22 protein-coding genes are annotated in these 22,172 nt (G+C 69.0%); 13 read left to right on the top strand and 9 right to left on the bottom strand.

What is annotated here, in order from left to right; translation table 11 throughout:
• Positions 1-8: 8 nt before the first annotated feature.
• The gene (locus tag AC1RUS_RS08180; protein WP_492914851.1) at positions 9-368 is read left to right on the top strand and encodes a DUF1801 domain-containing protein; all 360 of its coding nucleotides are present in this window, start codon (positions 9-11) and stop codon (positions 366-368) included.
• A gap of 13 nt (positions 369-381) precedes the next feature.
• Here AC1RUS_RS08180 and AC1RUS_RS08175 read toward each other — a convergent pair whose 3' ends face one another.
• Positions 382-1,866: an amidase gene (locus AC1RUS_RS08175; protein WP_492914849.1), complete on the bottom strand. Its 1,485-nt coding sequence runs from the start codon at positions 1,864-1,866 to the stop codon at positions 382-384.
• Between the two features lie 99 nt (positions 1,867-1,965).
• On the opposite strand from AC1RUS_RS08175, the gene AC1RUS_RS08170 reads away from it, so the two are divergent.
• Positions 1,966-2,697, top strand: a complete 732-nt coding sequence (locus tag AC1RUS_RS08170; RefSeq protein ID WP_492914848.1) for a TlyA family RNA methyltransferase — start codon at positions 1,966-1,968, stop codon at positions 2,695-2,697.
• A gap of 55 nt (positions 2,698-2,752) precedes the next feature.
• Here the strand turns inward: AC1RUS_RS08170 and AC1RUS_RS08165 are convergent, their stop codons facing one another.
• Positions 2,753-3,364: a hypothetical protein gene (locus AC1RUS_RS08165; protein ID WP_492914846.1), complete on the bottom strand. Its 612-nt coding sequence runs from the start codon at positions 3,362-3,364 to the stop codon at positions 2,753-2,755.
• Positions 3,365-3,638: 274 nt separating this feature from the next.
• On the opposite strand from AC1RUS_RS08165, the gene AC1RUS_RS08160 reads away from it, so the two are divergent.
• From AC1RUS_RS08160 to AC1RUS_RS08135, 6 genes are all read left to right on the top strand, one after another.
• Entirely contained in the window at positions 3,639-4,868 is a 1,230-nt protein-coding gene (locus AC1RUS_RS08160; RefSeq protein ID WP_492914844.1) for a class I SAM-dependent RNA methyltransferase, read from the top strand.
• 7 nt (positions 4,869-4,875) lie between these two features.
• The gene (locus tag AC1RUS_RS08155; protein ID WP_492914842.1) at positions 4,876-5,925 is read left to right on the top strand and encodes a class I SAM-dependent methyltransferase; all 1,050 of its coding nucleotides are present in this window, start codon (positions 4,876-4,878) and stop codon (positions 5,923-5,925) included.
• 58 nt (positions 5,926-5,983) lie between these two features.
• A complete protein-coding gene (locus tag AC1RUS_RS08150) occupies positions 5,984-7,003 on the top strand; it encodes an acyltransferase family protein (RefSeq protein WP_492914840.1) in 1,020 nt (339 codons plus the stop codon).
• Between the two features lie 70 nt (positions 7,004-7,073).
• A complete protein-coding gene (locus AC1RUS_RS08145) occupies positions 7,074-7,445 on the top strand; it encodes a YciI family protein (protein WP_492914838.1) in 372 nt (123 codons plus the stop codon).
• Positions 7,442-8,698 carry an RNA polymerase sigma factor gene (locus tag AC1RUS_RS08140; protein ID WP_492914836.1) on the top strand — a complete coding sequence of 419 codons (1,257 nt, stop codon included), beginning with the start codon at positions 7,442-7,444 and terminating at the stop codon, positions 8,696-8,698. Before AC1RUS_RS08145 ends, AC1RUS_RS08140 begins: the two co-directional genes overlap by 4 nt.
• A gap of 70 nt (positions 8,699-8,768) precedes the next feature.
• The gene (locus tag AC1RUS_RS08135; RefSeq protein WP_492914834.1) at positions 8,769-9,290 is read left to right on the top strand and encodes an SRPBCC family protein; all 522 of its coding nucleotides are present in this window, start codon (positions 8,769-8,771) and stop codon (positions 9,288-9,290) included.
• Here the strand turns inward: AC1RUS_RS08135 and AC1RUS_RS08130 are convergent.
• Together AC1RUS_RS08130 and AC1RUS_RS08125 are read right to left on the bottom strand one after the other, a co-directional pair.
• Positions 9,287-9,838: an SRPBCC family protein gene (locus AC1RUS_RS08130; protein WP_492914832.1), complete on the bottom strand. Its 552-nt coding sequence runs from the start codon at positions 9,836-9,838 to the stop codon at positions 9,287-9,289. The two genes, AC1RUS_RS08135 and AC1RUS_RS08130, sit on opposite strands and share 4 nt — an antisense overlap.
• The gene (locus tag AC1RUS_RS08125) at positions 9,838-10,923 is read right to left on the bottom strand and encodes a PA0069 family radical SAM protein (protein ID WP_492914830.1); all 1,086 of its coding nucleotides are present in this window, start codon (positions 10,921-10,923) and stop codon (positions 9,838-9,840) included. Before AC1RUS_RS08125 ends, AC1RUS_RS08130 begins: the two co-directional genes overlap by 1 nt.
• 45 nt (positions 10,924-10,968) lie before the next feature.
• Here AC1RUS_RS08125 and AC1RUS_RS08120 point away from each other — a divergent pair, with 45 nt between their 5' ends.
• Positions 10,969-11,493: a glycosyltransferase family protein gene (locus AC1RUS_RS08120; protein WP_492914828.1), complete on the top strand. Its 525-nt coding sequence runs from the start codon at positions 10,969-10,971 to the stop codon at positions 11,491-11,493.
• Positions 11,494-11,497: 4 nt separating this feature from the next.
• On the opposite strand, the gene AC1RUS_RS08115 is transcribed toward AC1RUS_RS08120, so the two are convergent.
• Together AC1RUS_RS08115 and AC1RUS_RS08110 are read right to left on the bottom strand one after the other, a co-directional pair.
• Positions 11,498-13,051 (bottom strand): lytic transglycosylase domain-containing protein, encoded by a 1,554-nt coding sequence (locus tag AC1RUS_RS08115; RefSeq protein ID WP_492914826.1) that lies wholly within the window; start codon positions 13,049-13,051, stop codon positions 11,498-11,500.
• Between the two features lie 59 nt (positions 13,052-13,110).
• Positions 13,111-13,929, bottom strand: coding sequence for a uracil-DNA glycosylase (locus AC1RUS_RS08110; RefSeq protein ID WP_492914824.1), 819 nt, complete (start codon positions 13,927-13,929; stop codon positions 13,111-13,113).
• 165 nt (positions 13,930-14,094) lie between these two features.
• Here AC1RUS_RS08110 and AC1RUS_RS08105 point away from each other — a divergent pair, with 165 nt between their 5' ends.
• The 4 genes from AC1RUS_RS08105 to AC1RUS_RS08090 all read left to right on the top strand — a co-directional run bounded on the left by AC1RUS_RS08105 (position 14,095) and on the right by AC1RUS_RS08090 (position 19,212).
• Positions 14,095-15,768, top strand: a complete 1,674-nt coding sequence (locus tag AC1RUS_RS08105; RefSeq protein WP_492914822.1) for an electron transfer flavoprotein-ubiquinone oxidoreductase — start codon at positions 14,095-14,097, stop codon at positions 15,766-15,768.
• A gap of 114 nt (positions 15,769-15,882) precedes the next feature.
• On the top strand, positions 15,883-17,613 hold the full coding sequence (locus tag AC1RUS_RS08100) for a tetratricopeptide repeat protein (protein WP_492914820.1): 1,731 nt from the start codon (positions 15,883-15,885) through the stop codon (positions 17,611-17,613).
• 38 nt (positions 17,614-17,651) lie between these two features.
• Positions 17,652-18,539, top strand: coding sequence for a 4-(cytidine 5'-diphospho)-2-C-methyl-D-erythritol kinase (locus AC1RUS_RS08095; protein WP_492914818.1), 888 nt, complete (start codon positions 17,652-17,654; stop codon positions 18,537-18,539).
• A 10-nt stretch (positions 18,540-18,549) separates the two neighbouring features.
• Positions 18,550-19,212 carry a peptidylprolyl isomerase gene (locus AC1RUS_RS08090; RefSeq protein WP_492914817.1) on the top strand — a complete coding sequence of 221 codons (663 nt, stop codon included), beginning with the start codon at positions 18,550-18,552 and terminating at the stop codon, positions 19,210-19,212.
• On the opposite strand, the gene AC1RUS_RS08085 is transcribed toward AC1RUS_RS08090, so the two are convergent.
• The 3 genes from AC1RUS_RS08085 to AC1RUS_RS08075 form a co-directional block, all read right to left on the bottom strand.
• Positions 19,209-20,012, bottom strand: coding sequence for a lipid II flippase Amj family protein (locus tag AC1RUS_RS08085; protein WP_492914815.1), 804 nt, complete (start codon positions 20,010-20,012; stop codon positions 19,209-19,211). The two genes, AC1RUS_RS08090 and AC1RUS_RS08085, sit on opposite strands and share 4 nt — an antisense overlap.
• Before the next feature lie 116 nt (positions 20,013-20,128).
• A complete protein-coding gene (locus tag AC1RUS_RS08080) occupies positions 20,129-21,655 on the bottom strand; it encodes an ammonium transporter (RefSeq protein WP_492914813.1) in 1,527 nt (508 codons plus the stop codon).
• 29 nt (positions 21,656-21,684) lie between these two features.
• On the bottom strand, positions 21,685-22,023 hold the full coding sequence (locus tag AC1RUS_RS08075; RefSeq protein WP_035046383.1) for a P-II family nitrogen regulator: 339 nt from the start codon (positions 22,021-22,023) through the stop codon (positions 21,685-21,687).
• Between the last annotated feature and the right edge of the window lie 149 nt (positions 22,024-22,172).

Raw genomic sequence — 22,172 nt, 5'->3', positions numbered from 1 at the left:
GGCGAGAGATGGTCCAGTCGAAGGCGGCCAGCGTGGACGACTTCATGGTCGAGGTCTCGCCCGACCGCCGCCCGGCGCTGGACCGCCTTCGGGCCCTCTGCCGCGAGACCTTCGGGCCCGAGCACGAGCTGATGGCCTTCGGCATGCCGGCTTATGGCGATCCCAAGACGCCCTGGATCGCCTTCAACAGCCAGAAGCAGTACATCGCGCTCTATGCCGGGCAGGGGGCGATCGAGACCTTTGGCGACCGTTTGGGCGGCGCCAGCTGCGGCAAGGGCTGCATCCGCTGGCGCAAGCCCGAGGCCATAGACTTCGCGGTCGTCGCCGACATCCTGGCCGACGTGAAGGCGCGCAAGGTCCCAGCCTAGCGCGCCTCCAGATCTAGGCGCTGACCGGCGGCTTGCGATGGGCCCAAGGCTGTGCCGCCTCCAGCTGATAGGCCAGCTCGAACAACAGCGTCTCGCCGCCGGCTCTCGCGGCGAAGTGGGCCCCGACCGGCAAGCCGTCGGCGGTCCAGTGCAGCGGCACGCTCATGGCCGGCGCGCCGGCCACGTTCTGCACCGGGGTATAGCCGACATAGTTCATCAGCCGGACCTGCAGCTCTTCGAATGGAACCGAGCCGCTGACGAAGCCCAGTTCGACCGGCGGGCTGCCCAGCACCGGCGACAGGATGACGTCGTACTTGGTCAGCCAAGCGTCATAGGCCTGCGATGCGGCCTTCAGGCGGCCGACGGCGGCCTCCAGCTGGCCGGGCTTCAGGCCGCCGACCAGCTCCGCCATGCCCAGGCTGAAGGGCTCCAGCACGTTGGCGTCGGCCTTGCGGCCCAGGGCCTTGCTGACCCCGGCGACCAGCTCGGCCGCGCCGGTGGACCACAGGGCGGTGAAGTCGGCGCCGAACTGGGCGCCGTCCATCGGCCAGTCGGTGGGCTCGACGCGGTGGCCGAGGCTGGCCATCAGCTTGGCCGCCCCTTCGATGGCGGCGACCACCTCGGGATCGGGCTTGTGGCCCGTGCCGGTGTTCATCACCAGGCCGACCTTCAGCGTCTTCACCTTGCCCGGACCGACCACGCCGATCGGCGCGAAGGGCGAGCCGGCGGCGGTGCGTTCGCTGATCGCGAAGAGGGCGGCGCTGTCGCGAACGCTGTGGGCCACGCAGTGCGCCACTGACAGGTCGATGCCCCGACTGCTGGGTCGGCCCTCGATCATCCGTCCACGCGACGGCTTCAGACCGAACAGGCCGCAGTTGGAGGAGGGAATGCGGATCGAGCCGCCGCCATCGCTGGCGTGGGCGAAGGGGACGACGCCCGCCGAGGTCGCCGCCGCCGCGCCGCCCGACGAGCCGCCGGACGAGCGCTTCAGGTTCCACGGATTGCGCGTCGGCAGGAAGCCGAGGGGTTCGGTGGTCGGCAGGAAGCCATATTCCGGCGTCGACGACTTGCCGATCACCACCAGACCCGCCTGGTCATAGGCGTCGATGAAGGCGGTCTGGGCCTTCTCGGGCCGGGCGCCCATGGTGGCGCGCGAGCCGTAGCGGGTGGGCAGGCCCTTGTAGGGATCCAGGTCCTTGATCAGGAACGGCACGCCGGCGAAGGGACCCGTCAGCTGGCCCGACCTGGCCTTGTCCATCGCCCGGTCGAAGTCCGACGTGACCAGCGCGCCGATCTTCGGCTGCAGCGCCTCGGCCTTGCGGATGGCGTCCTCGACCAGCTCGGCGGCGGTGACCTCCTTGCGGCGCACGCGGCCGGCCAGCTCGGTGGCGTCGGGCGTCCAGGGGGCGGGCGCGCTTGCCTTGGGCTTGGCGTCGGCGGACGAGGCGGCGGCGATCGCGGCCGAGGCGGCCAGCAGGCCGCGGCGACTGAAGTTCATGAGGTCCCTCCCGAGCGACCGGCGTCTTGGCGCGCCGGTGAACGGTGTTCAGTTGAACCTGAAGCGACCTGGGCCGCAAGTCCGTGCTAGACCGCGCCGATGAAACGCAAACGTATCGATGTCGTCCTGATGGAGCGCGGCCTGTTCGACAGCCGCGCCAAGGCCCGAGCGGCCATCGAGGCCGGCCTGGTGACGGTCGGCGGCAAGCTCCTGCGCAAGGCGGCCGACATGGTCGACGACGACGCCGAGATCGAGTCGTCCGCCGCCCACCCCTGGGTCGGGCGCGGCGCGCTCAAGCTGGTGCACGCCCTGGACCTCTGGCCGGTCACCGTCGAGGGCAAGGTCGTCATCGACGTCGGCGCCTCGACGGGCGGCTTCACCGAGGTGCTGCTGTCGCGCGGCGCGGCCAAGGTGTTCGCCGTGGATGTCGGACGCGACCAGCTGCACGCCAGCCTGGCCGATCATCCGAAGGTCGTCGAGCTGTCGGGCACCGATGCCCGGGCGCTGGACGGCGATCTGATCGATGAAGAACCGCAGCTGATCGTCAGCGACGTCAGCTTCATCTCGATGACCAAGGCCCTCCCGGCCGCCATGGCGCTGGCGCCGTCGGGCGCGGACCTAGTGGCCCTGGTCAAGCCGCAGTTCGAGGCCGGCCGCGAACACGTGGGCAAGGGCGGACTGGTCAAGGATCCCGAGACCATCGCCCGCGTCCATCGCGAGGTCGTCGCCTTCCTGGAAGACGCCGACTGGACAGTCATGGGCCAGGCCGAAAGCCCGATCACCGGCGGCGACGGCCAGGTCGAGGGCCTGATCTGGGCCCGCCGGAAATAGAAACGGCCGCCGGCTTCCGCCGGCGGCCGTCTGATCTCTTCAAGTCAGGTCGGTCTTAGTCGACGACCTGGTACTTGCCCTGGGCGTCGGGGCAGACGCGCACGAAGCGCTTCTGGACGCGGCCGTCCGGCAGGTAGATCGGGCTTTCGGCCAGGGTGCAGCCGTTGATGTCGGTCGAGGAACGCTGCTCGACGCGGTACGAATAGCTGTCGCGGCGATAGGCGTCGCGGTCGGCCTCGCGGCGGGTGTCCTCGTAGCGTTGGTCGGCATAACGATCGTCGTAACGGTCGTCATAGGTGTTGTAGGCGTTCGACGGCGGCGGGGGAGGCGGCGGCGGGGTCGCGCCCGGGCTGCAGGCCGCCGAGTTCTTGCCGATGTTGCTGCCGATCACGGCGCCGAGCAGGCCGCCCAGGACGGCGCCTTCGGTGCGGGCGCCGTTGCCCGACACGCCGCTGCCGATGGCCGCGCCGATGCCGGCGCCGGCCAGACCGCCGCCCGTGCCGCGCTGCGTCGTGCTGCGGCGGCAGGGATCGTAGTAATAGCCGTTGTTGTCGTAGGCGCCGCCGCTGCGATAGGCGGGCTGGCCGTAGGCCTGGGCGCTGGCGACGGTGGGGGCCAGAGCGCCGGCGGTGACGGCGGCGGCGAGGGCGCACAGGGCAAGCTTCATGTTCGGCGTCCTATTGGTCATGGTTCAACGCTATCCCAACCAGAGATGTCTTTTTTGGGTCAGCCGAAACAAGCTTGGCCTACCCGACATTGGCACTTTCGTCGCGCGAACATGAACGGTCCCTGAGCGAAGGGTTCATCTTCGTTCACGCCAAATCCCACATTTGATGTATGGACACGCGCGAGACGCGTCGTTCGACGCGCGCCCGACCTCGGTCCTGGGCTTGAAAGGCTGGAACGCGTGAAGGTTCCGCCGCCAGATATTGGAATACGGAATGCGTGAAGTGATCATCGACGCGGTCGGCGCCCAGGGCGACGGCATCGCCAGGGGCGAGGCTTTCGTGCCGCTCACCCTGCCGGGCGAACGCGTCTCGGCCCAGATGGAAGGCTCGCGCGGCGAACTGATCGAGGTGCTGGATGCCAGCCCCGACCGCGTCACGCCGCCTTGCAAGCACTTCGGCCACTGCGGTGGCTGCGCGTTGCAGCACTGGTCGGCCGAGCCTTACCTGGCCTGGAAGGGGGACCAGATCCGCTTCCAGCTGTCGCGCGAGGGCCTGGAGACCGAGATCCTGCCGACCTTCGCCGCGCCGCCGGCCTCGCGTCGTCGGGTGGCCCTGCACGCCCGGGGCGGCAAGGGTGGCGTGCGCCTGGGCTTCAAGGAGCGCCGCTCCTGGAATCTGGTGAAGATCGAGGAGTGCCCGGTCAGCGATCCGCGCCTGGTCGCGGCCTTCCCGGCCCTGGCCCGCCTGGCCCAGCCGTTCCTGGAGCATCCGAAGTCGGCGCCGACCCTGCACGTCACCCTGACCGCGACTGGCCTGGACATCGACGTCACCGGCGTCGAGGCCAAGAGCGGCGGGCTGTCGGCCGACGCTCGCATGGTCGCGGCCATGGCGGCCAGCGAAGGCGACTTCGCCAGGGTCACCATGTCCGGCGAAGTGATCTACATGGCCCGCCAGCCGATCGTGAAGCTCGGTCCCGCCGTCGTCGCCCTGCCGCCCGGCAGCTTCCTTCAGGCCGTGCCGCAGGCCGAGCGCGCCATGGTCGCCTTCGCGCTGGAGCACGCCCAAGGCGCCAGCAAGATCGCCGATCTCTATTGCGGGGCGGGCACCTTCACCTTCCGCCTGGCCGAGATCGCCGCGGTCCACGCCGCCGATTCCGCGGCTCCCGCCATCGCGGCCCTTAAGGGCGCGATCGGCGCCGCGCCGGGCCTCAAGCCGATCACCGCCGAGGCTCGCGACCTGGTGCGCCGCCCGGTGCTGTCGACCGAACTGGCCAAGACAGACGTGGTGGTCATCGACCCGCCGCGCGCCGGCGCGCTGGAGCAGACCGTCGAGATCGCAAAGTCCAAGGTAAGCAAGGTGATCAGCGTCTCGTGCAACCCGGCCACCTTCGCCCGCGACGCCAAGATGCTGGTCGAGGCCGGCTTCAAACTCGACAAGGTGCTGCCTGTGGACCAGTTCGTCTGGTCGCCCCATATTGAGCTCGTCGGGGTCTTCTCGCGATGAGGCAGGCATGGACGAGCGAGAGCGGAGCGCCTTCGCGCTAGACGCGGTCGGACAACGCGCCAAGGCGGCGGCCAAGGCTGCGTGGTGGAGCGCCGCCGGCGGCTTGGCCCGGGCCATCACCCGGCCCACCCACGGCGAGACCGCCCGGAGCTTCGCGCCGGAAGGGCCGCCGGTCTCCAAGGCGCGCCTGCGGCGATCCTATCTGGAAGCCTTCGAGAAGGACGCTCGCGATGTCGCCGCCGGGCTCTATCCCGCCGTCGAGGACGCGCCGAGCCAGCCCGTCAAGTCGCTGCTGCGGGCCCTGGACTTCCTGGTCGACGCCCGCGTGGTCGACCAGCGTCGCCGCCGGGGTGACGGCGTTGAGGTGAGGCGGGAGCCTGAAACCGAAGCCTATCCAAACTATTATCGCCAGAATTTCCATTACCAGTCGGGCGGCTGGTTCACCGCCGAGAGCGCCCGCCGCTACGACGCTCAGGTCGAAGCGCTGTTCGCGGGCACGGCCGGAGCGATGCGCCGGCGAGGCCTGGCCCCGCTGGCCCGGCATTGGCGTGGGCGTGACCAGCGCGACCTCAGGCTGGTCGACGCGGCCTGCGGCTCCGGCGCCTTCCTGCGCGACCTGAAGTCGGCGTTCCCGCGCGCCGCCATCGCCGGCCTCGACCTCTCGTCGGCATATCTCGCCAAGGCGCGTCGCCGGTCGGGCGCGGGCACGGTGCAGGCCAATATCGAGACCCTGCCGTTCGCCGACGGATCGTTGGACGCGGTGTCTTGTGTCTACCTGTTCCACGAACTGCCGCCGCGCGTTCGGCCGGTGGTCGCCGCAGCTATCGCCCGCGTCCTGAAGCCGGGCGGCGTGCTGGTCTTCGTCGACTCGGTTCAGCCCATCGACGAGCCGGATCTGGCGCGACTGCTGGAAGCCTTCCCGGCCTATTTCCACGAGCCCTACTATTCGACCTATGCCCAGACCGACCTGCCGGCCCTGTTCAGCGGCGCGGGCCTGCGGCTGGTCGATCAGGATCAGGCGTTCCTGACCAAGGCCATGCTGTTCGAGAAGGCCTGAGGCTGGACGGACGCGCCGGGGCGCGGCACTAACGCCCTCTGTGTCGGGGGCGAGCGCGTTGGGGCAAGCGATCGAGGGCGGGCGTCGCTATGAGGCCCTGGACGGGCTGCGCGGCGTCGCGGCTCTGGGCGTGCTGCTCTACCATCTGGGCGGCTGGACCTATCGCCCCTGGCTGATGGCCCACGGCTATCTGGCCGTCGACTTCTTCTTCTGCCTGAGCGGCTTTGTGTTGGCCCACGCCTACGGGACGCGCCGGATCGGCTGGCTGGGCTTCATGCGCGCCCGTCTGATCCGGGTCTGGCCGCTGATCGCCCTGTCGATGGTCGCCGGCGCGCTGGTGATGATCGGCCACCGCGACAACATCCTGATCTGCCTGCTTATGGGCCTTCTGGTCCTGCCCCGGATCTGGGTGAAGTCGGAAGACAGCTTCTCACCGCTTTTCCCTTTGAATCCGCCGGCCTGGTCGCTGTTCCTGGAGTTGTTCGCCAGCGTCCTGTGGTTCCCCGCAAGGCGATTCTCGACCCTTTGGCTGGTGCTGGTGATCCTGGTGTCCGGCGGGGTGCTGATCCCGATCGCCTATGGCATGGGCGGGGTGCAGACCGGTTGGGATCGGGCGACCTATTGGATCGGGATTGTCCGCACCATCTTCCCGTTCGCCCTGGGCTGGGGGATCTATCGGATCCAGGCCTATATCCAGGTCAGCCTGCCGGCCTGGCTGCTGGCCGTGGTGCTGCTGGCGGCCCTAGCCGTGCCGCCGATGGACTACACCGCGACGTATGACCTGGTCTGCCTCGGCGTCGTGTTTCCGTTGATCGTCCTGCTCGGCCATCGCGACCCCGACGGCTGGATCGGGAAGATCTGTCGATTCAGCGGCGAGGTGTCCTATCCCCTCTACGCCCTGCACTGGGTGGTCTGGGAGTTGCTGCTGCGGACGTTCCGCCTGATGGGCGGCAAGCGCTATCCGGACGCCTTCGTGGCCGTGTCGGTGGTGCTGATCATCGTCGCCGTCTGGGGCGTCCTGAAGCTGTACGACGAACCCGTCCGCCGCTGGCTGAAGGCGCGTCTGGTCCGCACCTGAGATTTTTCACGCATCCGATGTCGGACGGCGGCATGCTCATCCGTCCTGGGATCAAGACGAGGGACCGCCCATGCTCTACGCCATCCTCTGCTACAACGACGAAGACGCCGTCTGCGCCTGGTCGCAGGAGCACAACGACAAGGTCATGGCCGACCTCGGCGTGGTCGAGGCGAAGCTGGCCAAGGCCGGCCGCCTGGGTCCTGTCGCGCGCCTGATGCCGACCACGGCCGCCACCACCCTGCGTAAGGACCGCGAGCCGCCGCTGGTGCTGGACGGTCCGTTCGCCGAGACCAAGGAACAGCTGCTGGGCTTCTTCGTCGTCGAGTGCGTCGATCTCGACCAGGCCATCGAGACGGCCAAGGAATTAGGCGCGGTCAATCCGGGCGGTTCGTACGAGATCCGGCCGATGGCCCTGATGCGTCCGGGCGTGCTGCCGGCATGACCGACCCCGCCTGGATCGACGCGACGCTGGCCGGCGCCCGTCCCCAGGCGGTCGCGGCCCTGCTGCGCTATTTTCGTGACCTGGACGCGGCCGAGGAGGCCTTCCAGGACGCCTGCCTGCGGGCTCTGAAGAACTGGCCCGAGAAGGGGCCGCCGCGCGATCCGACCGCCTGGCTGATCTTGGTGGGCCGCAACGCCGCCATCGACGCCAGCCGTCGGCAAGGCCGCTATCAGGCGCTGCCGCCCGAGGAGCTGCTGTCGGATTTGGAAGACGCCGAGACCGACCTGGCCGAACGGCTGGACGGCTCGCACTATCGCGACGACGTGCTGCGGCTGCTGTTCATCTGCTGCCATCCCGACCTGCCGGCCACCCAGCAGATCGCCCTGGCGCTTCGGGTGATCTCCGGCCTGTCGGTCAAGCAGATCGCCAAGGCCTTCCTGGTCGGCGAGGCGGCCATGGAGCAGCGGATCACCCGCGCCAAGGCCCGCGTGGCCGGCGGCGACGCGCCGTTCGAGACGCCGGGACCGGTCGAGCGGGCCGAGCGGCTCGCGGCTGTGGCGGCGATGATCTACCTGGTCTTCAACGAAGGCTATTCCGCCAGCGGCGCTGCGGTGGAGGCGAGGGGGGCGCTGTGCGACGAGGCCATCCGCCTGGCCCGTCTGCTGCTGCGCCTGTTCCCGGCCGAGCCGGAGATCATGGGGCTCACGGCGCTGATGCTGCTGCAGCACGCCCGCGCGCCGGCCCGTTTCGACGCCGCGGGCCAGGCGATCCTGCTGGAGGACCAGGACCGCACGCTGTGGCGGCCGCGCCTGATCGGCGAGGGCCTGGCCCTGATCGACAAGGCGATGTGGCGACGCCGGCCCGGGCCCTATCAGGTCCAGGCGGCCATCGCGGCGCTGCACGCCCGCGCCGCCCGACCCGAGGACACCGACTGGGTCGAGATCGACCAGCTCTACGCGACGCTGGAGCGCATGCAGCCTTCACCGGTGGTGACCCTGAACCGCGCCGTGGCGGTGTCGAAGGTTCGCGGACCCGAGGCGGCCCTGGCGATGATCGAGCCGCTGGAGCCGCGCCTGGGCGGCTATTTCCACTTCCATGGCGCGCGCGGGGCGTTCCTGCTGGGGCTGGGCCGCAAGGACGAGGCCCGTGAGGCTTTCGACCGCGCCATCGCCCTGGCCGGCACCGCCGCCGAGGCCGCCCATATTCGCCAGCATCTGGATCGCTTGGTCGCGGAGAACGCGGCGAAGGCCTGACGTAACGTTAGAAATCGGTGTTTTCTATCCGACAGGCGGCGACTCGAGCGCCGGAACCCAGGGGGACTAAATGGCCGTCGCCATCGCACTGATCGCCGTGTTCATCAGCCTGTTCGTGGTCTTCATCGGGACACGGCCCAACAGCTTCCGCATCGAACGCAGCGCGACCATCGCCGCGTCCCCCGAAAAGATCGTGGCGTTGATCGACGACTTTCATGCCTGGAGCCAGTGGTCGCCCTGGGAGAAGGTCGATCCCACCATGACCCGCACCTACGAAGGTCCCGAGCGCGGCGTCGGCGCCGTCTATGGCTGGACGGGCAACGGCAAGGCCGGCACGGGAAGGATGGAGATCCTCGAGGACACGTCCTCCAAGGTGCTGATCAAGCTGGACTTCCTCAAGCCGTTCGAGGCCCACAACACCGCCATCTTCACCCTGGAGCCGCAGGGCGAGGCGACCCGCTTGGTGTGGGCGATGGAGGGCGATCGGCCCTTTATCGGCAAGCTGATGGGTCTGGTTTTCGACATGGACAAGCTTGTCGGCGGGGACTTCGAGAAGGGCCTGGCCGATCTGAAGCGGGCGGCGGAAGCCTAGTGCGCCAGCGCCTTGGCCAGCTGGTCCAATAGCAGCCGCCAGCCGGCCTCGCGCCGCCTGGGTCCGTTCGCGCCCACGAAGAACGCGCCCTGGTGCGCGCAGGTCAGGGCCGTTCCGTTGGTCATGGGCGTCAGGGTGATCGTAACCAGCGCGGCCGAAATCCGGCGTCCGCCCAGGGCCATGGTCGAGGCCTCGACGATGCGGCGGCCGGGCGTGATGTCCAGATAGGTCCCGTCACTGGCCAGGACCGCGCCCTCGAACGGTCCGCCGGGCTTGAAGCGATAGCGGGTCCGCGTGAGGCCGCCGACCTTGAAGTCGGTCTCGAAGACCTCGACGTCGTGGTTCGGGCTCTCGGCGAACCAGCGGCGCTTGACTTCGGCGTCGGCGAAGGCGGCGAACACCCGCTCGGGCGTCGCCGAAAGGACGCGCTCGATCACGAAGGTGTCGTGGAGGGCGCCGGTCTCCGCTGCCTCCGGACTTGCAATCAGCGAGGTGATGACCTCGCGCAGGCGCCGAAGGCTCTCGCCATCCAGGGCCGGGGCCGTCATCAGAACAGGCTCAGCTGATCGCCAGCCTTGGCCGGGACCTTGAACGCGCCGACGTCCATCTTCTGCGAAGGGCGTTCGAGGTCGAGCTTGCGCACCGCCACCTGAAAGCGCTGGCCCATCACCTCGGCCACGGGACCTTCGCCGGTCATCCGCTTGCCCCACTCGGAATCGTAGGCCGCCCCGCCGCGCATCTGCCGCACCAGCGACATCACGCGCTTGGCGCGGTCGGGGTGGTCGGTCTTCAGCCATTGCTGAAACAGATCATTGATCTCCAACGGCAGGCGCAGGGCGACGTAGCCGGCCGAGGTGGCCCCGGCCTCGGCGGCGCGTTGCAGCACCGCCTCCATCTCATGATCGTTCAGAGACGGGATCGAGGGCGCGAACATCACCGTCACCGGCACGCCGGCGGCGGCCAGTTGGCGGATGGCGTCGATGCGGCGCTCAGGCGTGGCGGCGCGCGGCTCCATGCTGCGCGCCAGCCGTCTGTCGAGCGTGGTGACCGAAACCGCCGCCCGCACCAGCCCGGCCTTGGCCATCGGTCCCAGGATGTCGAGATCGCGGGTGATCAGCGCCGACTTGGTGATGATCGTGAAGGGGTGGCTGAACCGGCTCAGCGTCTCCAGGATCGCCCGGGTGACGCGCAGGGTCTTTTCCTGCGGCTGATAGGGGTCGGTGTCGCCGCCGATATGGATGACCTGCGGCCTGTAGGTCGGCTTGGACAGCTCCCGCTCCAGCAGCTTTCCGGCCTCGGGCTTGAAGAACAGCTTGGACTCGAAGTCGAGGCCCGGCGACAGGCCCAGATAGGCATGGGCCGGGCGGGCGTAGCAGTAGATGCAGCCGTGCTCGCAGCCCCGATAGGGATTGATCGAGCGGTTGAAGCTGATGTCGGGGCTGTCGTTCTTGGCGATGATGGTCTTGGATTTCATCGGCTGGATGGTGGTGACCAGCGGCCGCGCCGCTTCGTCATCCTCGGTCCAGCCGTCCTCGAAGGCTTCGGATTTGAAAGTCTCGAAGCGTCCGGTGTCGTTGGTGCGCGCCCCGCGACCGCGAAGAGCGACCCTGTGCATGTTCTGAGGAGCGACCATGAGCGAACTCTAGTCGCGCAATGAGAACGTATCAAGAACATAAGCGTGCTTCGCCTTGACCGCGAGGCCGCGTCCGTCGAAGCAGAGACCATGATCACCGTCGTCGTTCCGGTTCTGCGTCACGCGCCGCCCCTCGTAGCGCTGCTCTCCGATCTGGTGCCTGCCGCAGTGGATGGCCTGGTCAAGGCCGTGGTCCTGGCCGGCGATGACGGCGAGGCGCTGCGCAGCCTGTGCGACGACAGCGGCGCGGTGCTGGTCAGCATCTCCGGCGATCGTGGACGACAGCTGGCGGCCGGCTGCGCGGCGGTGCGGAGCGACTGGATTATGACGCTCGATCCCGAGACCGTGTTGCCGGAAGGCTGGCGCGCGCCAATCGAGAAGCATCTGACCGGCGGCGCGGGCGCGGCGGCCTGGTTGTCGAAACCGGGTCTGGCTGCGCGCCTGTTCGGCCCGCCGCTGGGCGTGCTGGTCCGCAGGCTCGACTACGAGGCGGCCGGCGGTTTCGGTCCGGGCGATGGCGCTGAGAAGGCGCTTACCCGCAGGCTAGGGGCCAGGCGGATCGGCTACTGACGACCTAGAGGTCCAGCCGGAAGTCGATCTCGCGCGCGCCGCTCGCGGCGGCGTCCAGGGTGCGGGTCTCGGCGCCCATAAGCCGGCGATAGGTCCAGTACGAGGCCACGACCTTCTCGACGTAGTTGCGGGTCTCGACGGCGGGCAGGCTCTCGATCAGCAGCAGGCTGTCGCAGTCGGCGCCCAGCTGGGCCTGGGTCTTCAGCAGGGTGCCCGGACCGCCGTTATAAGCGGCCACGGCGCGCAGCATGTCGTTGCTCTGCAGGCCGCGATCCATCAGCCAGGTGAAATAGTCCTGGCCGACCCTCAGGTTGAAGGCGGGGTCGAGCAGCGGGGTGTTGTCGGCCAACAGCTTGTCGTCGCCGGCGGCGCGGGCGGCGGCGATCGGCATCAGCTGCATCAGGCCAACGGCGCCGGCGCCGGAGACCGCCATCGGATCGAAGCGGCTCTCCTGGCGCACCAGGGCGTAGACCATGGCCTTGTGGATTGTGAAGCCGCCCTTGGGCTCCAGCGGGGGCAGGGGATATTCCTCCGTTCCCAGGCGGGCCACGGGCCGGCCGCCGTTCAGCGGAGCGCGGGCGTTCAGGGCCAGGGTCAGGGCCATCCAGTCGCCGCGCTGCTTCTCGTCCGAAGCCAGCGACAGGCCGGTGCGCAGTTCCAGGCCCGCTTCGGTCCAGCGGCCGATCTGGGCGAGAGCGGCGGCGCGGCGGGCGCGCTCATCGCTGCTCATCAGGTGGCTCAGCGAGGCGACATCGGGGCCGTCATAGCTGAAGCGGCTGATCAGGGCGGCGATCGGATCATCGGGATCGTCGGGCAGGGCCACGCCGGCCAGGGCCAGTTGGCGGGCGGCGATCATGCCGTAGAAGGTGTTGGGCGAATGGGCGGCCTGGATCAGGAAGGTCCGGGCGTCGGTCCCACGTCCGGCGGCGCTGGCGGCGCGTGCGGCCCAGAACGAGCCGGCGGCCCGCAGCCAGTCGTCCTGGCCTTCGTCGCGGGCGACTTGGTCGAAATAGTCCTGGGCCTGGGCCAGCTGGCCCATGCGGTACGACGACAGACCCGCGATCCAACGCTCGCCGCTGGCCTTGGCCAGGGTCAGGGCCTTGGCGACGTCGCCGGAATAATAGGCCTCGCGGGCGCCGCGCGCCTTATCGGCCGGCGGCGGGCCCTTGTCGGAGGCCACGAACAGGGCCGGAGCCTTGGGCGCGGGGGCCTTGCCGGGCTTGCGCTTGACGGCCAGCGTGTAGACCCGATCCGCCCCGGCCTCGTCGCCATAGGCCTTCAGCCAGCCGGTCAGGTCGTCGTAGTCGGCGGTGTAGGCGCTGGGGTGCATGACCTTGGCGTAGGCGAGGCGGCCAGCCAGGCTCTTGTCGCGGGTGTTGGCGAAGGCGGCCTCGGCGGCGTCGAAATCGCCGCGCTCGGTGGCTGCAAAGGCCGCGCGATAGAAGCGGACGTCATCCTTGGACAGCGGCTCGAGACTGGCCGCTTGGACGCCAAAGCTGGCGCACAGGCAAAGCGCGACGGCCGCGAGAACGGCCAGAGGGCGAGCGATGAGCTGCAATGCGTATCCGCGCGTCTCCGAGAGTCGCGCGTCCCCGTTCCGACTGGTCGGCAGAAGGTCTAGTGGGGACGGTCCGGCCGATCAAGCCTTTCGGTCAGCGTCAGCAAATCCTGCCACGCCTTCTTTTTGGCTGCCGGTTGCCTGAGCAAGAAGGCCGGATGCAGGGTCGGTAAGCTGGGCAATTCCATCTTCTGGTCGGCCGAGGTCCATTCGAACCAGCGGCCGCGCAGGGACAGAATGCCTTCCTCGCGCTTCAGCATCGCCTTGGCCGAGGCGCCGCCGACCAGCATCAGCATCCTGGGGTTCACCAGGGCGATGGCGCGCTCGACGAAGGGCGCGCAGATCGCCTGCTCCTGCGGCGTTGGCGTGCGGTTGCCCGGCGGACGCCAGAAGACGGTGTTGGTGATGAAGGCGCGGTCGGTCAGGCCGGCGGCCTTCAGCATGCGATCCAGAAGCTGGCCGGCGCGGCCGACGAACGGCGCGCCTTGCGCATCCTCGTCCGCGCCAGGGCCTTCGCCGATGATCATCAGCGGCGCGTCGCCTGGACCGCGCGAGAACACCGCCTGCTTGGCCCCTTGGGTCTTTAGCGGACAGCCGTCGAAGGCGGCGATGGCGGCGGCCAGCTGCTCCAGATCCTGGCAGGCGGCCGCGACGGCTCTGGCCTGGGCGACCGCCGCCGAGACGTCGGCCGAACCGCCGGACACCAAAACAGGGCGGGGCGGCGGGGCGATGGGCTGAGGCTGGCTCTTGGCGCGCAGCAGGGCCGCGCCCTCGGCCAGGCGGTCGATCGGCGCCTCGGCATAGGTGGCGTCGACGCCCGCATCCGCCCAGAAGGCGAGCAGGCTTTCGACGGCGCGCGGATCCACGGCGAGGCTCATGGCCGTATCCATAGCGCGATCTTCTTCGTCTCTCCACGCTGCGGCGCAACAAAAGTCGGCTCTTTATCCTTGACCACCACCGCGTCACGTTCGGATAAGGTCAGATTCAAACAGTCATAAGACGGGCTCCATCCAAGCAGCGATGGGCCCGGGGCGGGAGATCCCATGAGCGAAGTCCTCGAACGCGAGTCGATGGAATACGACGTCGTAATCGTCGGCGGCGGTCCCGCGGGCCTCTCGGCCGCGATCCGACTCAAGCAGCTGGCCGCCGAGGCCGGGACCGAGGTTTCGGTGGCCGTGCTGGAAAAGGGCTCCGAAGTCGGCGCGCACATCCTGTCGGGCGCGGTGATCGATCCCAAGGCCCTGAACGAGCTCTTCCCCAACTGGAAGGAAGAGGGCGCGCCGCTCGAGACGCCGGTCACCAAGGACCGCTTCCTGATCCTGGGCCCGCAAGGCGAAGCCTCGCTGCCGATGTTCGCCCTGCCGCCGTTCATGCACAATCACGGCTGCTACATCGCCTCGCTGGGCAATGTGACCCGCTGGCTGGCCGGCAAGGCCGAGGAGCTGGGCGTCGAGATCTATCCAGGCTTCGCCGCCTCGGACATGGTCTGGAATGACGACGGTTCGCTGAAGGGCGTCGTCGTCGGCGTCGTGGGCATCGCCAAGGACGGCCATCACAAGGGCGACTATCAGCCCGGCATGGAGTTGCACGGCAAATACGTGTTCATCGCCGAGGGCGTGCGCGGCTCGCTGGCCAAGCAGCTGATCGCCAAGTTCGACCTGTCGGCCGGCAAGTCGCCGCAGAAGTTCGGCATCGGCATCAAGGAGCTGTGGCAGGTCCCGCCCGAGAAGCATCAGCCGGGTCTGGCTGAACACACGACAGGCTGGCCGCTGGACGACAAGACCGGCGGCGGCAGCTTCATGTATCACTTCGGCGATAACTACGTGTCGATCGGTTACGTGACGCACCTGAACTACAAGAATCCCTGGCTGTCGCCGTTCGACGAGTTCCAGCGGTTCAAGCACCATCCGTCGGTCAAGCCGCACCTGGAAGGCGGCCGTCGTATCTCGTACGGGGCGCGGGCCATCACCGAGGGCGGGTATCAGTCGATCCCCAAGCTGACCTTCCCGGGCGGCGCGCTGATCGGCTGCTCGGCCGGCTTCGTCAACGTGCCGCGCATCAAGGGCAGCCACAACGCCATGAAGACCGGCATGCTGGCCGCCGAGCAGGCGTTCAAGGCCCTGGCCGCCGGCCGCGCCAGCGACGAGTTGGTCGAATACCAGACCGCGTTCGAGAAGAGCTGGGTCGCCAAGGAGCTGAAGATCGTCCGCAACGCCAAGCCGTTGCTGGGCAAGCTGGGCACCTTCTTCGGCGGCGCTGTCGGCATGTTCGACATGTGGGTCACCCACCTGACGGGCGGCTTCTCGTTCTTCGGCACGATGCAGCACGACAAGACCGACGCAGCCTCGACGGGCCTGGCCAAGGACTACAAGCCGATCGTCTATCCCAAGCCGGACGGCGTGATCAGCTTCGACAAGCTCTCCTCGGTGTTCATCTCGGCCACCAACCACGAGGAAGACCAGCCGGCCCACCTGAGGCTGAAGGATCCGTCGATCCCGATCGCGGTGAACCTGCCCAAGTACGGCGAGCCGGCGCGTCTCTACTGCCCGGCCGGCGTCTATGAGGTGCTGTACAACGAGCAGGGGACCGATCCGCGCTTCCAGATCAACGCCCAGAATTGCGTCCACTGCAAAACCTGCGACATCAAGGACCCGTCACAGAACATCGTCTGGACCACGCCGGAAGGCGGCGGCGGCCCGAACTATCCCAACATGTAGAGATCAGGGCCTTCCGTTCGATGTGAGCGGAAGGCCTTCTTCTTGCGGTGCGGCGCGATGCGTTTTCGCGCGCTGCCGCTTGCGGCGCGGATCGAAACCCAACAGGGTGGCGGGATGCGTTTCAAAGTCCTTCTCGCCGCCGCTTCGCTCCTGACCCTGACGGCCTGCGCCACCGCCGGTCCCGAAGGCTCCGGCCTGCGGGGCTCCGTCGGGTCCGGCTATTCCGTGTTCGACGCGCGCACCTCCTATGGTCAGTTCCTGGCCGGGCAGGCGGCGCTGCGCGACGGGCGCACCAAGGAAGCGGCCGACTATTTCGGCGTCGCCGGCGTGCTGGGCGACGACCCGGGCGTCATCGGCGAACGCAGCTTCACCGCCTTGCTGCTGTCGGGCGAGGTGAGCCGGGCCGCTTCGGTCGCGCCGCGCGGCGAGGACGCCACCGAAGCCGTCAAGCGCCTGGGGACCCTGACTCGCGTGGTCGAGTTCCTTGCCACGGGCAAGGGCAAGGAAGCCCAGGCCCTGCTGAAGGCCGAACCGATCGGCTTCCCGCATCGCCAGGCCACCACCCTGCTGGCCCCGTGGGCCGCCGCCGCGGCCGGCGACGCCGAAGGCGCGATCGTCCAGCCGGTGCTGCAGAACGATCGACTGGTGCAGTATTTCGGCCAGTTGGGCCAGGCCCGGCTCTACGAGCGGGCCCGGCGCTATGACGAGGCCGAGACTGACTACAAGGCCCTGACCGGCTCGTCGGCGACGGCGGGTCTGTTCGTCCTCGACTACGGCGCGTTCCTGGAGCGTCGCAAGCGCGGGGCCGACGCCGTGGCGCTGTACGACCAGGCCCTGGCCGCCAATCCCGACGACGCGGCGCTGCGCAAGGCGCGCGCACGGGCGGCCGCCAAGGGATCGGCCCCCGCCGCTCCGAGCCTGAAGGAAGGCGCGGCCCAGAACCTGGTCGCCTGCGCGGCCACCTTCGCCGGCGACCGCCAGACCCAGTTCGCCCTGGCCTATCTGCGCCTGGCCCTGCGGCTGGACCCCCAGCGCGACGAGGCCTGGCTGCTGGTCGGCGACCTGCTGAACCAGGGCGACGACCACAAGGGCGCGATCGAGGCCTTCAACCATATCCCGGCCAGCTCGCCGCAGTACCAGTCGGCCCAGGGCAAGCTGGCCTGGACCTATCAGGAGAGCGGCGACAAGGCCCGCGCGTTGGAGATCGCCCGCGCGGCCCTGACCGCCGCGCCGACCGACCGCGACGCCCAGATGGCCCTGGCCGACCTGCTGCGCGCCAACGAGCGCTGGGACGAGTCCGCCGCCGTGCTGGACAAGCTGGTCGCCCAGGAGGCCAGCCGGCCAGACTGGCGCGTGCTCTATCTGCGCGGCATCGCCCTGGAGCGGGCCGGGCGCTGGTCCGAGGCCGAGCGCGATCTCGGCGCGGCCCTGAAGCTCAACCCGGACGAGCCCGAACTGCTGAACTTCCTGGGCTATTCGTGGATCGACCGGAACGAGAAGCTGCCCGAGGCCTTGGCCATGGTCCAGAAGGCCGTCGACGCGCGACCGCAGTCGGGCGCGATGCTCGATTCGCTGGGCTGGGCCTATTACCGCCTGGGCGACTACAAGAAGGCGGTCGAGAAGCTGGAAGGCGCGGCTGAACTCGAACCCGGTGATCCCGACGTCAACGACCACCTCGGCGACGCCTACTGGCGCGCCGGACGGCGGACCGAGGCCCAGTTCCAATGGCGGCGCGTGCTGAGTCTGGAGCCCAGCGACAAGCAGAAGGCCGCCGCCGAGACCAAGCTGAAGACCGGCCTGGCCGCCAACGGTCCCGCGCCCGCGTCGACGCTCGCCAATAACTGAGCTATCGGACGGGCGTTCGCTCGTCAGTGGGGCCCTCCATGCGCCTTTCCGCCTTCGCCCCGGCCAAGGTCAATCTGTTTCTGCATGTCGGCGGGCCCGACTCCGAGGGCTATCATCCGGTCTCGAGCCTGATGGTGTTCGCCGACGTCGGCGACGAGGTCTCGATCCAAGCCGCCGACGCCCTCAGCTTCGAGACCACCGGCCTGTTCGGCGCGGCCATTCCGGCGGGCGACGACAATCTGGTGATGCGGGCCGCGCGCGCCTTCCACGCGACCGCCGCCACGCCTCTGCCGCCGTTCCGCCTGCTGCTGGACAAGCGCCTGCCGATCGCGGCGGGCCTGGGCGGCGGGTCCAGCGACGCGGGGGCGGCCCTGCGCCTGCTGCGCGACGCGCTGGCGCCCGCGCTTTCCGACGCCAGCCTGGAAGCGATGGCGGCCAGCCTGGGCGCGGACGGCGCGGCCTGCCTGTGGGGGCGGGCGGTGATGGCCGAGGGGCGGGGAGAGCGGCTGTCGTCCGCGCCGGGCCTGCCGTCGCTGAACGCGGTGCTGGTCAATCCGCTGGTCCCGTCGCCGACCGGCGCGGTCTACCGCGCCTACGACGCCGCCGTCGCGCCGGAGGGCGAGGCCCGACCCTGGATGCCCGACGCCTTCGAGAGCGCCGAGGAGGTCGCCGCCTGGTTGGCCGCCGCCACCCGCAACGACCTGGAAGCGCCGGCCGTCGCCCTGGAGCCGCGTATCGGCGAAGTGCTGGACGTGCTGCGGGACGAACCCGAAACTTTGCTGCCCCGCATGTCAGGCTCAGGCGCGACCTGCTTCGCCCTCTGCGCGGGCGACATCGAGGCCGAGGGCCTGGCGGAACGGCTGCAGAGCATGCGGCCTGACTGGTGGGTCCGGCGTTGCAGGCTGGATGGCCAGGGGAATGGATAAGGAGACGGTGATGTTCAAGCGACGCGACCTTCTGGCCCTGGCTCTAGCCCTTTCGGCGACCTCGGCCCTGGCCCAGACCGCTCCGGCGCCCGCCGCGCCGCCGCCCGCTGCCAAGCCTGCCACGGTGCGGGTCAATCTGGACACCGGCCAGGGCCGGATCGTCATCGATCTGGAGGTCGAGCGCGCGCCGATCACCGCCGGCAATTTCCTGCGCTATGTCGACCAGAAGCGCTATGATGGCGCCAACTTCTTCCGCGCCTCTCGCGCGCCAGGTTCGGTGGACTACGGCCTGATCCAGGGCGGGGTGCAGAACGACCCGGCCAAGGTGCTGCCGCCGATCAAGCACGAGCCGACCACCAAGACCGGCATCAAGCACACAGACGGCACGCTCTCGATCGGCCGCAACGCGCCGGGTTCGGCGACCTCTGACTTCTTCATCTGCGTGGGCGACGCGCCCTATCTCGACGCCGATCCGGCCGCGCCGGGCGACAATCTGGGCTTCGCGGCCTTCGGCCACGTGGTCGAGGGCATGGACGTGGTGCGCAAGATCCTGGCCCTGCCGACGCCGGGCAAGGCCAATAATCCGGTGATGAAGGGCCAGATCCTGGATCCGCCCGTGCCGATCCTGCGCGCGCGTCGCGCGCCGATCGCGCCGACGCCGGCCGCGCCCTAGATCATCCGAGCCAGCAACGCCACGCCGGCCGCGGCCGGGACAAGCATGGTCTGGGCCAGCACCGTGCCGACGGCGCGGCTGGCGGCGAACCACACCACGGCCCGGCGGAAGCTGGCCTCGCTGGTGCGCCCGTCCATGACGTCGTCGGTCATGACCGACAGGTGCGGGTCGATGAACACGAACAGCAGGATGGTGGCCACGCCGTTGATCACCGACGACAGGCTGACCGCCGTCACCCGATATTGCGGGTCGAGATAGCCAGCGTAGAGCGATGCGAAGACGCCGACGGTCAACAGCGCCTGGGCGGCGATGTTCAGCACGATGATGCGGATCGGCGCGCCGGCGGTCTTGGTCAGGCCGACCAGATGCCCGGCCGACGGCGCTGTCGCCGCGTCCCGGATGTAGGAAATCCCGCCCTTGGCGAAGGCGTGCAGCAGCAGCTTCGGGATCGAGCGGTTGATCTGGAAGTGAGCCACCGCCCCGGTGAACAGCCGCTGGAAGGTCGGGATGGCCAGGGCGCCGACAATGGCGGCGGCGCTGGCCGACATCAGCAGCCAGCGGAAGTCCGACAGCAGGTGATCGCCGACGCCGTGGACCAGGCTGGTCTCGATCCGCTTTGACAGGAAAGGACCCTGGAAGGCGTTGGAGGCGCGCGACAGCAGCACCAGCACGTTGAACAGGGCGAATGACATGGCGATGCGCCGGGTCCGCACACCGGCGATCCGCACCGCATAGGCCAACGCGCCCACGAGGTGGATCACGAAGGTCAGGGCGCAGAGGAGGGCGAGTTGAATGTCCATGCCGACCGGGTCTGGAAGAGGATCCGCAAGTCGTAGTCGAGCTTTGGGTCTCGCGCACGAAAAAGGCGCGGAAGCCGAAGCTTCCGCGCCCTCGTCTTGTGGCCGAGCCGTAAGGCTTAGCTGTGGTAGGCGCGTTCGCCGTGCTCGGAGATGTCCAGGCCTTCTTCTTCGGCTTCAGGCGAGGCCTTCAGACCGATGATCAGCTTTATCACGAAGAACACGATGGCCGAGGCGATGGCCGACCAGACGATGGTCAGGCCGACGGCCTTCACTTGGGCCAGCACCTGGGTGCCCAGGCTGTAGACGGCGGTGTCGCAGGTCGACAGGTCGCCGTCCTTGGCGCAGCTGGTGTAGTCGACGACGCCGGCGCCGCCCCAGGCGGGGTTGACCAGCAGGCCGGTGCCGATGGCGCCGACGATGCCGCCGATGCCGTGGATGCCGAAGGCGTCCAGGCTGTCATCGTACTTCAGCGCGTTCTTCACGACCGAGCAGAAGAAGATGCAGATCGGCGAGACGACCAGACCCAGGATGACCGCGCCCATCGGACCGGCGAAGCCGGCGGCCGGGGTGACGGCCACGAGGCCGGCGACGACGCCCGAAGCCAGGCCCAGGGCCGACGGCTTCTTCTTGGTGACCCACTCGACGACGATCCAGGACAGGCCGGCGGCGGCGGTGGCGACGAAGGTGTTGATCATCGCCAGCGAGGCGTAGCCGTTCGATTCCAGGTTGGAGCCGGCGTTGAAGCCGAACCAGCCCACCCACAGCAGGCCAGCGCCCACGAGGGTCAGGGTCAGCGAGTGCGGGGGCATCGGCTCCTTGCCGTAGCCTTGACGCTTGCCGAGGATCAGGGCGCCGACGAGGGCCGCGATGCCGGCGTTGATGTGAACCACGGTGCCGCCGGCGAAGTCGAGCGCGCCCCAGGTCCAGATCTGACCGGCCTTGATCGGCGCGGTCGGAGCCAGAGCGATGGCGTCAGGACCCGGCCACCACCAGACCATGTGGGCCATCGGGTAGTAGGAGAGCAGGGGCCACAGGACCGCGAAGGCCACGATGGCGGCGAACTTCATGCGCTCGACCAGCGAGCCGACCACGAGGGCGGCGGTGATGGCGGCGAAGGTCGCCTGGAACGAGATGAAGGTCAGTTCGGGGATCACGACGCCGGTCGAGAACGTCGCGACGTTGCTGGCCGGGGTCACGTCCTTGAGGAACAGGCGACCCAGGCCGCCGACGAAGAGATCCCAGCCGCCGCCGTCGGTGAAGGCGAAGCTGTAGCCCCACAGCACCCAGGCGATGAAGCCGATGATGGCGACGGTCGAAACCTGCATCATCACCGACAGCATGTTCTTGGAGCGGACCAGACCGCCGTAGAACAGGGCCAGGCCGGGCAGGATCATCAGCAGGACCAGGACGGTCGAGACGAGCATCCAGGCGTTGTCGCCCTTGTCCACCGTGTCGGTGATCGTCGGGGCGGCGGCGGGCGCGGCTTCAGCCGGCGCAGCGGCCGGAGCCGGAGCGGCCTCGGCGGGCGCGGCGGCGGCCGGCGCGGGCGCGGCCTCCTGGGCGAAGGCCATCGACCCCAGCGGAGCTCCGGCCAGTGTCGCGGCGAGCACAAGCCCCGCCAGCGGTTTGAAGGTCAATTTCATCGTCGGTTATCCCCTGTTCCCGATGAGCACTAAAGAGCGGCCGGGCCGGTCTCGCCGGTCCGGATGCGAACGGCTTCTTCCACGTTGAGGACGAAGATCTTGCCGTCGCCGATCTTGCCCGTGGCCGCGGCGGCTTTCACCGCTTCGACCGCCTTGGCCGCCGAAGCGTCGTCCACGACCGCTTCCAGCTTCACCTTGGGAACGAAGTTCACTTGGTACTCCGCGCCCCGATAGATCTCGGTCTGGCCCTTCTGGCGGCCGTAACCCTTGACTTCGGACACCGTCAAACCTTCGACCCCAGCCGCGACGAGCGCCTCGCGGACCTCGTCGAGCTTGAAGGGTTTGACGACCGCTATGATCAGTTTCATCCGCCTTGCTCCGGCCCGCCTTGTTCGCGGGCTCCCCTTGCTTGGTTGGCGGGCGCTTGCGCCCGATGATCACCGCCGACGCGGCACACTCAGCGCTGCATCGTTTTCCCCGGCGATGGCCACGCTATCGGGCGGGGGTCTTTGCGTGC

This window comes from Caulobacter sp. GW821-FHT10F06, from assembly GCF_058809215.1.
The sequence above is the reverse complement of the archived record's forward strand: the minus strand, read 5'-3'. Positions and strand labels throughout refer to the sequence as shown.

Excerpts from the sequence above, each read along its gene's own strand:
- AC1RUS_RS08180 (WP_492914851.1), top strand. The coding sequence starts at position 9 with ATGGTCCAGTCGAAGGCGGCCAGCGTGGACGACTTCATGGTCGAGGTC.
- AC1RUS_RS08175 (WP_492914849.1), bottom strand. The coding sequence starts at position 1,866 with ATGAACTTCAGTCGCCGCGGCCTGCTGGCCGCCTCGGCCGCGATCGCC.
- AC1RUS_RS08170 (WP_492914848.1), top strand. The coding sequence starts at position 1,966 with ATGAAACGCAAACGTATCGATGTCGTCCTGATGGAGCGCGGCCTGTTC.
- AC1RUS_RS08165 (WP_492914846.1), bottom strand. The coding sequence starts at position 3,364 with ATGAAGCTTGCCCTGTGCGCCCTCGCCGCCGCCGTCACCGCCGGCGCT.
- AC1RUS_RS08160 (WP_492914844.1), top strand. The coding sequence starts at position 3,639 with ATGCGTGAAGTGATCATCGACGCGGTCGGCGCCCAGGGCGACGGCATC.
- AC1RUS_RS08155 (WP_492914842.1), top strand. The coding sequence starts at position 4,876 with ATGGACGAGCGAGAGCGGAGCGCCTTCGCGCTAGACGCGGTCGGACAA.
- AC1RUS_RS08145 (WP_492914838.1), top strand. The coding sequence starts at position 7,074 with ATGCTCTACGCCATCCTCTGCTACAACGACGAAGACGCCGTCTGCGCC.
- AC1RUS_RS08140 (WP_492914836.1), top strand. The coding sequence starts at position 7,442 with ATGACCGACCCCGCCTGGATCGACGCGACGCTGGCCGGCGCCCGTCCC.
- AC1RUS_RS08135 (WP_492914834.1), top strand. The coding sequence starts at position 8,769 with ATGGCCGTCGCCATCGCACTGATCGCCGTGTTCATCAGCCTGTTCGTG.
- AC1RUS_RS08130 (WP_492914832.1), bottom strand. The coding sequence starts at position 9,838 with ATGACGGCCCCGGCCCTGGATGGCGAGAGCCTTCGGCGCCTGCGCGAG.
- AC1RUS_RS08125 (WP_492914830.1), bottom strand. The coding sequence starts at position 10,923 with ATGGTCGCTCCTCAGAACATGCACAGGGTCGCTCTTCGCGGTCGCGGG.
- AC1RUS_RS08110 (WP_492914824.1), bottom strand. The coding sequence starts at position 13,929 with ATGAGCCTCGCCGTGGATCCGCGCGCCGTCGAAAGCCTGCTCGCCTTC.
- AC1RUS_RS08105 (WP_492914822.1), top strand. The coding sequence starts at position 14,095 with ATGAGCGAAGTCCTCGAACGCGAGTCGATGGAATACGACGTCGTAATC.
- AC1RUS_RS08100 (WP_492914820.1), top strand. The coding sequence starts at position 15,883 with ATGCGTTTCAAAGTCCTTCTCGCCGCCGCTTCGCTCCTGACCCTGACG.
- AC1RUS_RS08095 (WP_492914818.1), top strand. The coding sequence starts at position 17,652 with ATGCGCCTTTCCGCCTTCGCCCCGGCCAAGGTCAATCTGTTTCTGCAT.
- AC1RUS_RS08090 (WP_492914817.1), top strand. The coding sequence starts at position 18,550 with ATGTTCAAGCGACGCGACCTTCTGGCCCTGGCTCTAGCCCTTTCGGCG.
- AC1RUS_RS08085 (WP_492914815.1), bottom strand. The coding sequence starts at position 20,012 with ATGGACATTCAACTCGCCCTCCTCTGCGCCCTGACCTTCGTGATCCAC.
- AC1RUS_RS08080 (WP_492914813.1), bottom strand. The coding sequence starts at position 21,655 with ATGAAATTGACCTTCAAACCGCTGGCGGGGCTTGTGCTCGCCGCGACA.
- AC1RUS_RS08075 (WP_035046383.1), bottom strand. The coding sequence starts at position 22,023 with ATGAAACTGATCATAGCGGTCGTCAAACCCTTCAAGCTCGACGAGGTC.